General features: G+C 51.5%; 12 protein-coding genes. 4 read left to right on the top strand and 8 right to left on the bottom strand.

Translation table 11 applies throughout. The annotated features are described in order from the left end of the window. Nucleotides 1-147: 147 nt before the first annotated feature. The 4 genes from AB1I67_RS00005 to AB1I67_RS00020 all read left to right on the top strand — a co-directional run bounded on the left by AB1I67_RS00005 (nucleotide 148) and on the right by AB1I67_RS00020 (nucleotide 2659). The gene (locus tag AB1I67_RS00005) at nucleotides 148-489 is read left to right on the top strand and encodes a helix-turn-helix transcriptional regulator (RefSeq protein ID WP_367027765.1); all 342 of its coding nucleotides are present in this window, start codon (nucleotides 148-150) and stop codon (nucleotides 487-489) included. Beyond that, a complete protein-coding gene (locus tag AB1I67_RS00010; RefSeq protein WP_367027766.1) occupies nucleotides 486-1787 on the top strand; it encodes a GHKL domain-containing protein in 1302 nt (433 codons plus the stop codon). The genes AB1I67_RS00005 and AB1I67_RS00010 overlap by 4 nt, the downstream gene beginning before the upstream one ends. A 106-nt stretch (nucleotides 1788-1893) precedes the next feature. Further along, the gene (locus tag AB1I67_RS00015; protein WP_367027767.1) at nucleotides 1894-2061 is read left to right on the top strand and encodes a cyclic lactone autoinducer peptide; all 168 of its coding nucleotides are present in this window, start codon (nucleotides 1894-1896) and stop codon (nucleotides 2059-2061) included. A gap of 1 nt (nucleotide 2062) precedes the next feature. Then, on the top strand, nucleotides 2063-2659 hold the full coding sequence (locus AB1I67_RS00020) for an accessory gene regulator B family protein (protein ID WP_367027768.1): 597 nt from the start codon (nucleotides 2063-2065) through the stop codon (nucleotides 2657-2659). Between the two features lie 33 nt (nucleotides 2660-2692). Here the strand turns inward: AB1I67_RS00020 and AB1I67_RS00025 are convergent, their stop codons facing one another. From AB1I67_RS00025 to AB1I67_RS00060, 8 genes are all read right to left on the bottom strand, one after another. After that, nucleotides 2693-4201, bottom strand: coding sequence for a sugar ABC transporter ATP-binding protein (locus tag AB1I67_RS00025; protein ID WP_367027769.1), 1509 nt, complete (start codon nucleotides 4199-4201; stop codon nucleotides 2693-2695). After that, a complete protein-coding gene (locus tag AB1I67_RS00030) occupies nucleotides 4195-5391 on the bottom strand; it encodes an alanine racemase (protein WP_367027770.1) in 1197 nt (398 codons plus the stop codon). The genes AB1I67_RS00025 and AB1I67_RS00030 overlap by 7 nt, the downstream gene beginning before the upstream one ends. Before the next feature lie 23 nt (nucleotides 5392-5414). Next, nucleotides 5415-6353 (bottom strand): ABC transporter permease, encoded by a 939-nt coding sequence (locus AB1I67_RS00035; protein ID WP_367027771.1) that lies wholly within the window; start codon nucleotides 6351-6353, stop codon nucleotides 5415-5417. A 42-nt stretch (nucleotides 6354-6395) separates the two neighbouring features. Continuing rightward, the gene (locus AB1I67_RS00040; RefSeq protein ID WP_367027772.1) at nucleotides 6396-7610 is read right to left on the bottom strand and encodes a substrate-binding domain-containing protein; all 1215 of its coding nucleotides are present in this window, start codon (nucleotides 7608-7610) and stop codon (nucleotides 6396-6398) included. Nucleotides 7611-7638: 28 nt separating this feature from the next. Further along, nucleotides 7639-8577 (bottom strand): BadF/BadG/BcrA/BcrD ATPase family protein, encoded by a 939-nt coding sequence (locus AB1I67_RS00045; protein WP_367027773.1) that lies wholly within the window; start codon nucleotides 8575-8577, stop codon nucleotides 7639-7641. 19 nt (nucleotides 8578-8596) lie between these two features. Then, nucleotides 8597-9694 carry an ROK family transcriptional regulator gene (locus AB1I67_RS00050; protein ID WP_367027774.1) on the bottom strand — a complete coding sequence of 366 codons (1098 nt, stop codon included), beginning with the start codon at nucleotides 9692-9694 and terminating at the stop codon, nucleotides 8597-8599. A 266-nt stretch (nucleotides 9695-9960) separates the two neighbouring features. Then, nucleotides 9961-11583, bottom strand: coding sequence for an MFS transporter (locus AB1I67_RS00055; RefSeq protein WP_367027775.1), 1623 nt, complete (start codon nucleotides 11581-11583; stop codon nucleotides 9961-9963). A gap of 125 nt (nucleotides 11584-11708) precedes the next feature. Then, nucleotides 11709-14726, bottom strand: a complete 3018-nt coding sequence (locus tag AB1I67_RS00060) for a glycoside hydrolase family 3 C-terminal domain-containing protein (protein WP_367027776.1) — start codon at nucleotides 14724-14726, stop codon at nucleotides 11709-11711. Nucleotides 14727-14746: the final 20 nt, after the last annotated feature.

Here is a 14746-nt window from a genome sequence, read left to right on the forward strand (position 1 = left end):
CATACTAAAGGTTGTTCTCATTATTTTCTACCTGCAAAATTATAAAAAGAATCATATTCTATTTTTTATATAAATTATAATAATAAGCGACTACAATTCGCCTCTTGTTTCATGATTATCTCTTATACTTATACAAGGAGGGCGCATATGGACTATACTTTTATATCAGGAAGAATTCTTACATTATTGGAAAAACACAATGTAACAGAATACGAACTCAGCATGCAGCTCGGACGGTGCCGGAGTTATATCAATAAAATCACGTCCGGCAAGGCGATGCCCTCTATGAAGGGATTTCTTGACATCTGTGATTATTTTCAGATCACGCCGGAGGAATTTTTTAGCAGCCAGAATGTCAATGATATACAGACCATACGGAAAATCACACGGGATCTGAAGGATTTGGATTCCTCCTCCCTGGATCTGATATCGGAGCTTGTGTCAAAATTGAAAAAACATAGGGATACGGAGGAGGATGCTCGTATATGACATGCTTTTTGATGATTCTGGGATTTTTCATATGTATCTTTGAGGAGCTAATGATCTATTCCGTATGTGATACCTTTTTAGAGAGACGTTTTTGTTTTAAATACCAGGACTTTGTCATAATTGCATTTCTATCCTCCATCCTGTTTCTTGCCAATCAGCTTCATCATCCTCTTTTAAATGTTGCCGTTGCACTTATGACGTCTCTGACGATCGCATTGCTGCTCTTTACCGGTCTCATCCGAGAACAGCTGTACTGCTGCAGCCTTGCCTGTATGGTGATCTTTTCCACCGAACATGTTGGTTTTCGTCTGCTTGGAGGAGAGTTATCCCGCTATGGCTTTCTTTCAACTATCCTTGCAACTATCATGATTAAGCTCACCTCATTTTTTATCCTTCAGGTGATCTGTCATTATGCCAAAAATAAAAAGATCCAATTCACTGGATCCAGAATAACCACCTGGTGTTTTTTTCTTTATCCGCTGACCTGTTTTATTCTGCTTATAGGGCTGCGCTACTCTCATATTAATGTGACACTGCATTCCTTTGGAGAAAAGATCCTGATTGTCGGACTGTTTCTCCTGCTTTTTTCTAATATGCTGCTGTTCTTTTTATACGACTATATTATTTCTATAACGGAACAGGTACGGAAACATGAACTCAGTCAGACTAAGGATTCATTAACCCAGCAGCACTTTGCCATTCTTCAGGAGACCAACACCAAATACGCATCTCTTTTACATGATGTGAATAACTACATCCAAACCATACAGACCCTGCAGCTTCAGAATGATTCTCTAAAAATAAAGAGTATTTCCAATTCCCTGATGAATGAAATATCTGATATCAGCAGTCAAACCTTTTGCAGCTCGCCTGTTATTAATGCAATCCTGCATGAAAAACAACAGTCATCCCTGCAGAAACAGCTTGATTTTCGTGTCTTCGTGGAGCCATGTTTCCCCACCCCTGATATTCCTGACAACGACTTGATCAGTCTGCTCTGCAATCTGCTTGATAATGCTATGGAAGCCGCTATCCAATGTACTGACGGATTTGTTGATGTTAAATTTTTTGTCAATGGGGCGTATCAGATCATAAAAATACAAAATCCCTACAAAGATCATCCCAAGCATGACCAGAATCGTTTTTTCACATCAAAGCCAGACACTCAAAACCATGGTTTTGGTATCCGGCGAGTGGAAGCTATTGCAGAAAAACATCATGGTACACTGAAAATTTCTATGGAAGAGTCTCTGTTTACTGCCGTGGTACTGCTTCCTGTAAAAACAGCTCAGCAATAAAGTCATTACCAATTTTTCTAAAAAACGTACCAATTTTTCTATTTTCAAATCTTGTCTGAGCAAATATGGTAGAATATTATAAAACATAGGATAAGGAGGTTTTTTCATGAAAAACTTAAAAAAGATCTGGAATACTTTAAACAGTCATGGTTTTATGTCCGCACTGAACTGTCTTGCGGTCATAGCAGTCATTAACTCCGTAAGCTCCACCTGCTTCTGGGATTTCTACCAGCCGGAGGTACCGGAATCCGCCCGCAGACTGGCAGAGAAGTAAGATGCTGAACCGACTCATCAGCCGTTTTATCAACCGGCAGATCGAGCAGGGCATCTTAAAACAGGAGGAGCGGGAAGCATACGAATATGGATATTTCCTGATTGCGCTGGAGATACTGAATATCTCCGTCATGGCGTTCATCGGCATCCTTTTCCGATGCTTCCTGCCTCTCCTGTTTTTTACTGTATGCCTGATCCTGCTCCGCAAATATGCGGGAGGGATCCACGCATCCAGCTATGTGCGGTGCGCGGCAGTGTCCGCCGTCCTGGAACTGGCTGTGGTGTCCCTCCTGCGCACAGGTCTCTGGCAGCCATTGTTCCTTCCGGCGGCTCTGGCTGCCATATGCGGGTGCGCGGTCATCTGGAGCTTCAGCCCGGTAGCCGCAGCAGCCAAACCCCTTACCGGGGACGAAACCCTGCGTTTTCGCCGCACGGCCCGCAGGCGTCTCATTGCAGCCGCTGTACTGGCAGTCCTCCTTTTCGCACTCCGCCTTTATCTGTGGGCTTTTATTATGATGCTGGACTTTATCGTCATTGGAGGCGCCATGGGTGTGGCTTTGTTCCAGACGCACAGACAGAGACAGGACCAGGGAAGCTGATGTTCCCTGGTCCTTTTCTCTGTTTCTACCCCTTTATGCCGTCTGCACCGCCTCCGTCAGCGCCGCCTCCGTGACAGCATCCCCGTTTTTCCTGCTAAGCTCTTTATTAATCTGTCCGTTCGACATGATGAGAATGCGGTCGCAGAGCCGTTCCAGCTCATCCATCTCGGAAGATACCAAAAGCACGGCATTTCCGGCGTCTGCAATACTGCGGATCAGCCTTGCGATGGATGCCTTCGCCTCCACGTCGATCCCTACCGTAGGATCATCCAGCAAAAGGATCCTTGGCTGTATAAGCAGATTTTTTGCGAAAACAACCTTCTGTTGGTTGCCGCCGGAGAGATATTCCACCTCCTGTTCAATGCTGGTACATTTCAGATCCAGCTTTTCCTTCATCTCCTCAGCCCTGCGCCTGCTCTCCTCCTCACTGATAAATACTCCCTTTTTGAGCCGGTCCCAGATCGGGAGCAGCATATTGTATTTGATGGAGTGGATTCCCACAATCCCGCTTTTGCGCCGGTTCTCCGGGACAAAAGCCACGCCCCGTTTAATGGACAGCCAGGGCTTTCCTACCGGGATCTCCTCCCCGTCCAAAAGGATCCGGCCTTTATCCGGTTTGAGAAGGCCGTAGAGGCATTTCATCAGCTCCGTCCTTCCACTCCCCAAAAGCCCTGCGATCCCCAGGATCTCGCCCGGATACAGCTCCAGGCTGACCTTCTTCACCTTGTCTCCCCAGGAAATATCCTCCGCCCGGAGCGCCGGTTTTGTGTAATCAACAGGTTTCTCCGGCGCTAAATACGCCTGATTCAGCTTCTTTCCCACCATCGCTTCCACCATCTCGGTGATCGTAAGCCCATCTGTCTTCCGGTCCATCTCCACCAGGCCGTTGCGCAGTACGATGGCTCTGTCGCATATCTGCATGATCTCCTGCATGTGATGGGAGATAAAAATGACCGCGATCTTCTGCTCTTTCAGCCTTCTCACAAAAGTAAAGAGCAGCTGGATCTCCTTGTGGGTCAAGGATGCCGTAGGCTCATCCAGGATCAGGACCGACGGGTTGTGCAGCAGCGCCTTCACGATCTCCACCAGCTGCTGGTTTCCGATCGACAGATTCTCCACCGTCTCCCGCGGATCGATCTCGATCCCAAATTCCGCAAAGGCTTCCTCCGCCTTTTTTATACAGCTATTGTCATCGATCAGGCCCGTGCGTTTCAGCTCCCGGTTCAAAAACAGGTTTTCTGTCACAGTCATGGTCGGAATCAGGGAAAATTCCTGATAAACCATGGCAATCCCGCATTTTGCCGCTTCCGATGCACCGCGGATCGTAACCTCCCTGCCATCCACCTGGATCTGGCCCTTGTCAAGATGATAGACACCCGTCACAATCTTCATGAGCGTGGATTTTCCGGCTCCGTTAGCCCCTAATAGTCCCAACACCTCGCCCTTTTCCAGGCTGAAGGAAATCCCCTTTAAAACCTCGTTCTCAAAGAAGGATTTGTGGATATCTGTCAGCCGGAGCGCATACTCCTTCTCTTCTACCATTCCGGCCACCCCACTTCTCTGCCGTCTGTTGTAAAGATCCCCTCTACCTTCGGCTCATTCTTTGAAATACCGCTCACCGGAGCCACATATGCCCTGGTCACAAACATCTGGGCGCGGAATCCAAACACCACGGTGTCTCCAACCCTTGTCTGCTGCCCCTTCTCCGGCTGCAGGATACCATAGTAGTCAATGGCCTTTGGCTCCGGCAGCTCACAGCCGATGCGCTGCCTTAAAGCTTCGTCCGGGTCCGAACCTACACACGCCTTCACCTCATAGGGTTCAAACACCGGATCTACATACATACCGCCACCGAAGCAATAAGGCTTCCCGCCATAGTAATGCGAAATCTCAGACACATAGATATAGGCGGGACGTTCCGGCATCTCCCTGTACGCATGGATGGGCGTGGTGCCCGTAAGCCCATGCCCCGGCTCCACCTGGGTCACTCCATCCTCCGCAAGGCGCCTGAAAATATGGCTGGAAGTGGTGCCGGGCGCATTGACCTCCAGCTTCGGATATCCGTTATGCCGGAGAAGCTCAGCGGTCTTTAACAGGGTTTCATAGTTATGGGTCGGATTGACAGATAATGTCTCCGGGTCATAGAGCTGCGCCGGAAACGTGGCAATCCCTGAAAAGCTTAAGCCCTTCATGGAATCAATCCGGTGGGCAGTCTCCAAAATATCCTCATCCAGATACCCCGCCTCATGCCCATGATAAAAAGAATCCCCGTTCCCATATATCCGTACCATAATATTTTGATGCTCAGAGGGCTTTAAAGCTTTTGATATGGCCGCCGCCTTCTCATCATTGTATACCATCCAGTAGGCAGGGTTTAGGTCCACCGCCGCCCTGGTCTCTGCAAAGGGGACCTGGACAAGATGGCCCAGATGCCCGATCTTCATGCCGGCTGCTGCCATGGGCCTGGCGTCATTCATATCCACACAGACCCCGGCCTCGATCCCAGCTCTCATGACCGCCTGGATGGCGACCGGATTCCGCCCGATCTGCTTTGTCATGGCAAATGCTTTTAAGTTCCATTTCCCGGCTTCCTCTGCCATAAGCTTTGCGTTCTGATAGATCGTGTCAATATCCAGAACATAGCAGTTTGCCGGGATCAGCCCTTTCTGATGAAGCAGGATACCCGCCTTGATCAGCTCCGGGTTTCTATTGATCAACTGGTTTAAAAACATAGATTTTCCTCCCTCATCATGAATCAGTCATTTTTCGCTTCCCGCAGGCTCAAGGATACAGCCAGGATGATGATCAGGCCCCGCGCCATCATCTGTTCGGAGACAGACAATCCCATCAGCAGCAGCCCGTTGTTCAGCATACCGATCACGATGGAGCCGATGATCGTTCCGATGATCGTCCCCTTGCCGCCGGAAAAGCTGGTCCCGCCGATCACGACCGCAGCGATCACGGACATGTTGTCATTTTCCCCCAGGGTATATCTGGCCCCATTTAACCGCCCCGCGTACAGGATTCCCGCGAATGCCGCCGTCAGTGCACAGATCGTCATGGCCTGGATCTTCACCCGGTCCACCTTGATACCGGAATATTTGGCCGCAGATTCATTCCCTCCGACTGCCAGCACGGCTCTCCCGAAAGGAGTCTTCCGGTACAGCAGATGGCCTAAGATCATGACAACGATCGTCCAAAGAAACAGTGTGGAGATCGGGCCAATATCCCCCGCCCCAAATATAAAGTTGAACTTCCTGTTGGTAATGGGTACCGCCTCCAGGTTGGTCATGGTCCTGGCGATGCCTGCAAATACGCTGCTGGTGCCCAGTGTCACAAGGAACGCCGGGATCCTTACCTTGGCAACGATCAGGCCGTTGAACAGGCCGCTTACCGCGCCCACTGCCATCCCCGCCAGAACTGCCGGGAACCAGCCCGCAACCCGGAGGACCAGAGCTGTCGTGAGCGCAGACATGGCTACCACTGCGCCGGTGGACAGATCGATCAGGCCCGCTGATATGGCAAAGGTCATCCCAACAGCTGCTACGGAGATCATGGTTGTCTGCCTTAAGATATTCATCATATTGGCATAGGACAGAAACCCTTTATCCCGGAGTATGATAGAAAATGCAACCAAAACCGTTATAAAACTAATGTAAACAATATACTTCTTGTACTCGAATTTCCTCGCCACGATTCTGCACCCCTCATTTCCATTCCAGTCTGCTTTCCCAGTCTACTTTCCAAGCACTTCCATCACGCTGGAATCCGGGTCTTTGTTCAGTGACTCATTCCAGGCTTCCACCATATTATCCTTTTTCATAGATACCGTACCGCTGACCACATAAGAAGGGACTTCCTCTTCCAGAATGCTGAGAGCCGCCATCTTCGCCATGGTCTGACCGATCTGGAACGGCATATCCGCCACCTTGCCGTACACATTGCCGCCCTGGGCCATGTCCAGATCGTTATTGCCGCCTAAATCCATTGTAACCACTTTACAGTCCTTATAACCACCGGCCCTCAGCTCCGAGACCACCGGCTCCGCCGCCACGTCCCAGGACACATAGATCCCGTTCAGATCCGGATTCTGGGTCATCATCGCCGTCGCTACTTCCCCAGTGGCATTTTCAGCGGAAAATCCCGACATGGCCACGATCTCAATATCCGGGTAATCGCTCAGGATCGTCCTGACAAATTCATTGTCCCGGTTGTTGGTCACCAAATAATCCACGTCGTAATAGATCACTCCGATCTTCCCTTTACTGCCAATCGCTTCCGCCATCAGCTTTGCGGCTGCACGGCCCATCCCGTACTGGTCACCGGTCACGATTCCCACATACTCCTGTCCAGCTTTATATTCATCCACACCGTTGTCTGCGAAAATGATCCTGCATCCCGCGTCGACTGCCGGCTTAAATGCCCTTGTCCCAGACACCGGGTCCACCGGAAGCGAGAGAAGGATATCCGGTTTCAGCGCCATGGTCGTCTCGATATCCGTCGCCTGCTTTGACGGGTCAAACTGGGCGTCCGATGTTGCCACCACCTCGATCCCCATTTTTTCAAATTCCGCTTTGGCCCCGTCCGTCATGGCATTGTACCACTCGCTGGCTCCCGCCCACAGCATGGCTGCCTTCAGCCCTTTTTCCTGGATCGCTTTGTACTGTTCCTCTGTCAGCTCCACATCCGTTGTGGGAGTCGCTTCCTCTCCGTTGGGGCCTTTGGCGTACTCGCCTTCCTCATTTCCATATCCAGGGATCACAGAAAGCCATTTGCTTTCCTCCGCGCCGCCCTCTTTTGCCGGGGTCTCCGGCGTCTGGGCCTGACTTTCTGTACCTGCTGCATTCCCCCCGGATACAGTGGTCTCAGATGGTCCGTTATCCGGCGCACATCCCCAGATCCCCGCGCTTGCCAGCACTACTGCCAAAAACACACTCATTTTTTTCCTCATAATAACGAAATCCTCCTTCTTTTCTCCTTTATTTTTTTATGTAAAACATATTTCTTGCCAGCTGTATCCCCGCCTGGGCAGGGCTTTTATCAAACACCACATAGTTGATATTTTCGTTATGCACCTGTTCTTTAAACCGTTCCCGGAACGTTTTAAGATAAAGCCATCCGTTGAAAATACTGCCGGACGTGACCATATCGATCTTCTCATCCGGCTCAAGCCCCAGCTTCTGATAGACAGCCGCCGCCATATCCGCCACCTCAAATGCGGCTGCCTTCACCACCCTTTCGCAGACAGGATTCCCACGCTCCGCCTCGTCGCTGATCATCCGGGCAGAGGAAGTGATCTCCGCGTGGTCAAAGGCTGCAATAAAATAAGGAATCTCCGTCTCTCTTTCAAGATGGTAAAATGCTTTAAGCTTGTGAAAAATACTGTCTTCCTGAAGCTGCCCGTCGCAATACCGGACCCACTCTTTTAAGACCTGTTCTCCGATCCAGTAGCCGGAGCCCTGATCGCTGAGGGGACTTCCCCAGCCCCCGCAGCGGTGGACCTTTCCCTTTTTGTCAAATCCCACGGCGATGGAGCCTGTGCCGGATATGGCGCATACGCCGGGTTGTTCTGCCACAGAACGGAATACCAGCTCTGAATCGTTGCAGATAAACACCTTGTCCATGTCAACCCGCATATGCCGGGCGATCAGGTCGTAAACCTCGTAATCCTGCTTCGTATCACAGCCGGAAACCCCTATGACGATCCCCAGGATATCCTGCGCTCTGATGTCCTGCTGAAAACAGATTTTGTTAAAAGAATCCTTTAAGTTGGCAGTGGCCGCTTCCAGCCCTACGACTTTATAGTTGGTGCTCCCAAAAGTCTCGCTTGTGATCCGCCCCGACCTCGTGTCACAGATACAGAACTCTGTTTTCGTTCCTCCGCCGTCAATGGAAAATAAATAATTTCCCTCCCGCACTGTTTTCTCCCCCCTTTCCTTAGATGCTTCGCTTCCGTACCAGCTCTCTGGAGGTAGACAGGCCCGACAGACAGAAATTGATCAGGCCGTTGACGCCGCAGGTCTCATCACTGTTCACAAAGATCTGCGGAAGGCTCTCCTCCGGGATAAAGCGCTTAAGCTCTTCCCTGATCCTGTGTACGGTCTCCTCACAGAACCATTTGCCCTGTAAAACCATAACCTCGGGATTGATCGTGACAATGTAGCTGATCATACCGGACACAATATACTGGATATATTTTGATGAGACCATGCCGGCGCTGTCTGCCCGGTCCTTCTGGTAGAGAAGTCCCTGAAGCTCGTCCTCAAACCAGCCTCCGCCCCGGGCATAGTCCCCGTTCCCCGGAGCCTCAAAAGGCGCCAGATAACCAAACTCACCCGCAAAGCTGCTGAACCCTTTATGAAGGCCTCCGTCTATGATGACGCCGGAACCGATCCCCTTCCCGATGTACAGATAGATCATATCCCTGCAGGTCTTTTCCAAATGTGCGTGATAATATCCCACTGTGGTCAGCTTTACATCGTTCTCTACAAATACAGGGAGGCCATAACGCGCTGCAACCAGCTCCTCCAGCTTTAAGTTGTTCCAACCCGGCACTGCGGTGATATTCGTGACCCTCTTATCGCTTTTCACTGCGCCCGGGACGCCAATGCCGATCGCCCTCACATTGGCCTCTGATCCCCCCTTCAGCTGTTCGATGAGCGACCAGAGGCATTCCAGCGCCGCGTCACCAGTGGACGCGTCAACAGCCTCTGCCAGCTCCCGGGTCACACTGCCCACCGCGTTGACCAGATATCCGCGGAAATACCCGTCCAGATAATAAAGAACAATGATATTTCCAAAGTTTTCGTTAGCCACGTATACCCTGGCCTTTTTCCCTGAGCTGCTCCCCGTCATTCCATCCTGCCTGATGATCCCGTCTTCCTCCAGGCCATCCACAATCTTGTTCACGGTGGGCAGGCTCAAGTTTGTCTTCCTGGTCAGCTCCGGTTTCGTTATGGGCCCCTGCTGAAAAATCAAATCCTTGATAATGTCCCTGTTTACTTCTTTTAACAGTTTTGGTTGTCCTACCAGCATGTGTTTTGCCTCGCTTATAATTAATAAACTTTATTTATTAATTACATTATAGTACTTTTCAATGATATGTCAATATTTTGTTTTATAGATCCGATGGTTTTGTTTATATTGTATATTTTCGCTGTATTTTTTGGTACTATTTGACGAAAGGGCAGGACTGATAGCCAGATTGATAACCTTGTTCTTAGCCGCGTTGACAGCCGGATCGGCAGCAAAAAAAGAGGAGCGCCTAAGATGATCGCTCCCCTTTTAAAGTATTTCCTCTATTAATTTGTTTTGTACTCTACCGGCACCTGATCCATCGTCTGCCACGTCTTCATGGCTTCTTCCATGGTCATGCCCTTGGCGATCGCATCTTTTCTCACTGCGTTGACTGCCTGGATCTCCTTCATCCGCTCGCCGGTCAGGGAGTAGCCCTTCATGGCCCAGAGGGTCAGCGCCCATGCGACCATCGGCACCACGCAGAACAGGACCAGGACTACGGTCTTCATCCCCTGGGAGTAAGGCGTATCTCCGCCCGGCAGGGTGGAAAGGCCGATCGAGGCGATCGCAAATCCCACCACCGTGGAGCTTAAAGAAGACACCAGCTTGTCCACTAAAGAGAACAGGGTTCCCATCACGCCGGGGATATATTTCCCGGAGCGGTAGGTCTCATAATCGGAGCAGTCTGCAACCATGGGGATCGGCATGTCCGCGGTGGCATAGTAGGCTCCATATCCGATCCCAAAGAACAGGATAAACAGCACCGTATAGATATTGATGTGGGACAGGGACAGGTTTACCGCCGGGTTGCCCGACCGCCAGAACAGAAGCAGCACGAACACGCCCACATACATCACCAGCGCCAGCCCTACATACCGCATCAGGGACGCCTTCTGCCCATGTTTCTGGGAGGTGCGCACCGTCAGTGCGAAGAACGGGGCGGAAAATACATAGCCCGCGATCATCATCGGCAGGTACAGGCCATTGTAGTTGCCCATCATCGCGCCGTACAGCATACACAGGACTGTCCCGTTGGTGGCAATGGCAAGAGCCAGCTTGCAGCCGCCGCCCGCCACCATGAGCCGTCTGAGCGGCTTGTTTTCTTTCATGATCGCAATATACTCGGAAACCTTAATCTTCTGCTGCTTCTCTTCGCCCAGCCCAAAGTATTTCGGCTGGTCCTTCTCCCAGATACCGATCACCGCCAGCACAGTTAAAAGCGCCGAGATGATGACCGCCACAGGGATCAGCGCATCGAAAAATGCCGCTGTCGTGTAGTCGCCGAACTTTGCCCGGAAGATCGGGGCCAGAAACTGGATCGCTCCCATGCCCAGCATACTTGCCACCAGGTTAAAGATCGTAAACATCGGCCGCTGGTTCGGGTCGTTGGTCAGCACGGTCTGTCCAGAACGGGTAACGGATGTCTGGAACGTATATCCGATCACATACACTGCATAAATGATCACATACATGGTGTAACGCAGCCACATCATCGTTTCCGGGATCGCGCGCGTCGCAAAATACAAAAGGAACGCGCTCACTGCCATGATCAGGTTGCCAAGAACCATGTAGGGGCGGAATTTGCCAAAACGCCCGTTGGTCTTATCGATCATCGCACCGATGATCGGGTCCGTCACCGCGTCAAACAGACGCATCACCGTCACCATGGTGGTGGCGAATATCAGCGCCAGGCCAAGCACCCCATTGCCATAATAAGCAATGTAGGTGATGGTCAGAATATAATAGACATTGGTCGCGCCGTTGTTAAATGGAAACAGCACCAGCTGGTAGGGCTTCGCCCTGTTCAGCCCGGAGGCCGGGGCCGCCGGGGCTGCCGCCTGTGCGCTGCCGGTGGTTTTCCCGGCCCCGGGCGTCCCGCCGGACGCCGCGCCTGTTTTCTTGCTCATATTCATACCTCTCATTCTGTCAGATTGCTCTGCTTTCAGAATCATTCTGCTGCTTCAGATATTATCTGCGTCAGTTATTCTGCTGTTCCAGATATTATCTGCATCAGTTATTCTGCTGCTCCAGTTTACTCTGCTCCGCCATTCTGTTCTGCTTCAATTCCCGCCACGGCAAGAGCTTTTTTCCTCTTAACAGCGGTCACAAGCTGCCATACGCACAGCAGTGTCAGAAGCACACATACGGTCTTAAGCGCCACGATCGCGGTCTGCCACCACGGGGTAACGGTCTCTAACCGGTCAGATGCGGATAGATTGTTCATGGCATTTGAATTTGCAACTGTATACAGGATCTTGTGCATTGCATCTTTCATCTCGGCAACGATAAACGGATCGTTCTCGTAGTTTGCCGCGTTGGTCTTATGGATGGTCGGGTCCGGGCTGTCCCAGATATCGGTGCCTGCGATCAGGCCGTCGCACAGATCCATGTACTTGCTGCTGCCGGAGTAGTCGGAAATGGACATGCCCCTCATTCCCAGCTCGCCGCGCAGATAATCGGTCTGCAGCTCGCGGTACGCGCCTGACCAGGTAGCGCCCCAGCGGTTGAAGCCGCTCATGATACACCATGCTCCGCCATCTACGATCGCCTTGTCTGCAACCTCCAGGTAAACCTCTCTTGCGGCCTGCTCATTGATCCAGGTGTTGATGCCCATACGGCAGGTCTCGGAATCATTCAGTGCAACATGCTTCATGTAAACATATACGCCCTTGTCCTGGATGCCCTGCACTTCATTGGCGCAGATTGTCCCAGCCAGGAACGGATCTTCGGAATAATACTCAAAGTTACGTCCGCTGTAAGGCGTGCGGTGCATATTGATGCCAGGTCCGTACAGTCCGGAATAGCCCATAGCCAGGCAGTCCTCGCCGATGCAGCGGCCCACATCGTTGATCAAGTCAATATTAAAGGTAGCTGCCATCACATCCTCAGAGGTATAGCACATAGCGGACGCGCCGCCCGTAAGAGCTGCGGTCAGACCCTGCGGGCCATTTTCATCCTTGGTGGCTTTCTTGCCGATGGACGGGATCGCCGCTGTATTGTGGAAGCCCAGGGTGATGGTCTGCGTCATCTCCTCAAAGGTAAGCTGGTCGAGCAAAGTGTTCCACATAGGATCGTCATAATCTTTGCCGATCAGGGAAGCCAGGGCCAGGCCGTTGTCCGCGCCCAGAGTCGGCATCTGCGGCATCTCATAATCCTCCGCTTTATACTGGGTGAATTCCAGGGCTTTTGCCAGTTTTTCATTGGCGCTCAGGATGATCGGCTCCTCCGGATAGGTCCCTTCCCAGTCAGAACGGCTCAGCCAGGTCACATTTCCAGGCTCTAAGGAGCTCTTGTTCGGGTCAGCCTCGTCAAACAGGTTGGTGATCGGGGTTCCCGTTGCTTTGGAGGTTGCAAAAACAGTGGTATCCAGTTCAGGATTGCTCCATTTCCAGGTCAGCTCTGCATTTCCATCTGCATCCATGCGGCCTTCGGTATTCTCAACCGTGTAGCCCTTGGCTGCCAGGATATTGTTGGATGCGTCATGAGCGCTGGCGGCTGCGGTGAAATAATAGTCGCCTGCATCTAAAATATAGGTCTTCGCATTGTTGGAATCGTAAGCGCGCAGCTCATCTTTATCCACGGTGATAGTCAGGGTCTCGCTTGCGCCCGGAGCCAGCACCTGGGTCTTTGCAAAACCGCAAAGCTCCGCGTTTGCCTTCTCGATACCGTTTGCCCGGTCATAATCGGTGTACGGGGACTGCATATAGATCTGGACCGTCTTCTTGCCGGAATATGTATTTCCGGTGTTGGTAACTTTCACGGAAATATCAAATCCATTGTCTGTCTCTGTCACCTTGTAGTCGTCAAATGCAAAGGTGGTGTAGCTCTCTCCGTAACCAAACGGGTAAGCAACGGTGGTAGTGTAATCGTAATCACCTGCATTTTCCGTCCCCATTACCACATCTTCATAGCGGGTTTCATAGTAACGGTACCCCATGTAAATGCCTTCCTGGTATACGCCATAACGCGCTTTGATATCGGAATGTCCGTCCTCGATGCCGAATTCCGCCGCGTTCGGATAAGCCTGGGCATAGAAATTGCGGATGGCCGGGCTTGTCAGGTTGTCGTAGCAGAAGGTGTCCGCCAGACTGCCGGACGGAGTGACCGCGCCTGCAAGAAGCTGTCCCACGCCATTGATTCCGGTCTGTCCCACATCGCCGATCCACATACACGCGTCGATGCCATAATCCACGCCGCACAGCTCAGGATTTAAGAAATCCAGCTCCAGGGCATTGGAGGAGTTTAACAGCACCACGATGTTTTTAAACACGCCTGCATCCTTCTGCTTTTTCAGGCCCGCAAACAAATCCTTCTCCTCCTGGGAGAGCGCCAGATAGTTGCCGTCCCCCTCGGAGCCGTATATGTAATCAAGGCCGCTGCCGTTGTCACCGCTGGGCAGGTCTGCTCCCTCCCCGCCGGAACGGGCCAGAACTACGATGGCAGCGTCGCCATACTGGGCAAAGGAGTCCGCCGCGCCTTTTTCCACCAGATCCCACGGCACCTCATTGACCCCATATTGGGCCGGAGCGCCAAGGTCGTCTGAGATGGACTCCGGCGTCTTGCGGCTGTACTTATCCATCATATCCTTGGAAGAATAGAAATCCCAGAGCTTCTGGTTGATCTCAACTCCATTTGCATTCAGCGCATCCTTTAAGGACGGCGCGCTGGCTGTATCCACAGCGCCGGAGCCGGTTCCGCCGTACATTAAATCCACGGAGCCATGGGCAAACAGGCTGACCTTTGCTCCTTTTGCAAGGGGCAGGGCTTTGTTGTCATTTTTCAAAAGCGTAGCGCCCTCCGCCTCGACTGTGGCACAAAGGGCTTCCTCGTATGTTTCCCGCTCCTCATCGGATGCAAAATCACTCTTAAAATACTCGGTATCCTCAGTGGAATCTCCCTTGATGATCTTGTAAGTGTCCGTCCCCAACGCCACGTTGATGGTGGTGGTATAGCGGTTTGCGATGGATCCGCCCACAAAGGATCCGATGGTCAGGGCCGCCGTCAGGACGGTCAGGGCCGACCATGTTTTTACTCTCGGTTTCTTACTCATACTGCTTTTCCTCCTATTTT

It is taken from the genome of Clostridium sp. AN503 (genome assembly GCF_040719375.1).
In the GTDB taxonomy this organism is placed as follows: domain Bacteria; phylum Bacillota; class Clostridia; order Lachnospirales; family Lachnospiraceae; genus Brotaphodocola.

Bases quoted from the DNA above. Each gene is read 5' to 3' on its own strand.
- AB1I67_RS00005 (WP_367027765.1), top strand. From the start codon at position 148: ATGGACTATACTTTTATATCAGGAAGAATTCTTACATTATTGGAAAAA.
- AB1I67_RS00010 (WP_367027766.1), top strand. From the start codon at position 486: ATGACATGCTTTTTGATGATTCTGGGATTTTTCATATGTATCTTTGAG.
- AB1I67_RS00015 (WP_367027767.1), top strand. From the start codon at position 1,894: ATGAAAAACTTAAAAAAGATCTGGAATACTTTAAACAGTCATGGTTTT.
- AB1I67_RS00020 (WP_367027768.1), top strand. From the start codon at position 2,063: ATGCTGAACCGACTCATCAGCCGTTTTATCAACCGGCAGATCGAGCAG.
- AB1I67_RS00025 (WP_367027769.1), bottom strand. From the start codon at position 4,201: ATGGTAGAAGAGAAGGAGTATGCGCTCCGGCTGACAGATATCCACAAA.
- AB1I67_RS00030 (WP_367027770.1), bottom strand. From the start codon at position 5,391: ATGTTTTTAAACCAGTTGATCAATAGAAACCCGGAGCTGATCAAGGCG.
- AB1I67_RS00040 (WP_367027772.1), bottom strand. From the start codon at position 7,610: ATGAGGAAAAAAATGAGTGTGTTTTTGGCAGTAGTGCTGGCAAGCGCG.
- AB1I67_RS00050 (WP_367027774.1), bottom strand. From the start codon at position 9,694: ATGCTGGTAGGACAACCAAAACTGTTAAAAGAAGTAAACAGGGACATT.
- AB1I67_RS00055 (WP_367027775.1), bottom strand. From the start codon at position 11,583: ATGAGCAAGAAAACAGGCGCGGCGTCCGGCGGGACGCCCGGGGCCGGG.
- AB1I67_RS00060 (WP_367027776.1), bottom strand. From the start codon at position 14,726: ATGAGTAAGAAACCGAGAGTAAAAACATGGTCGGCCCTGACCGTCCTG.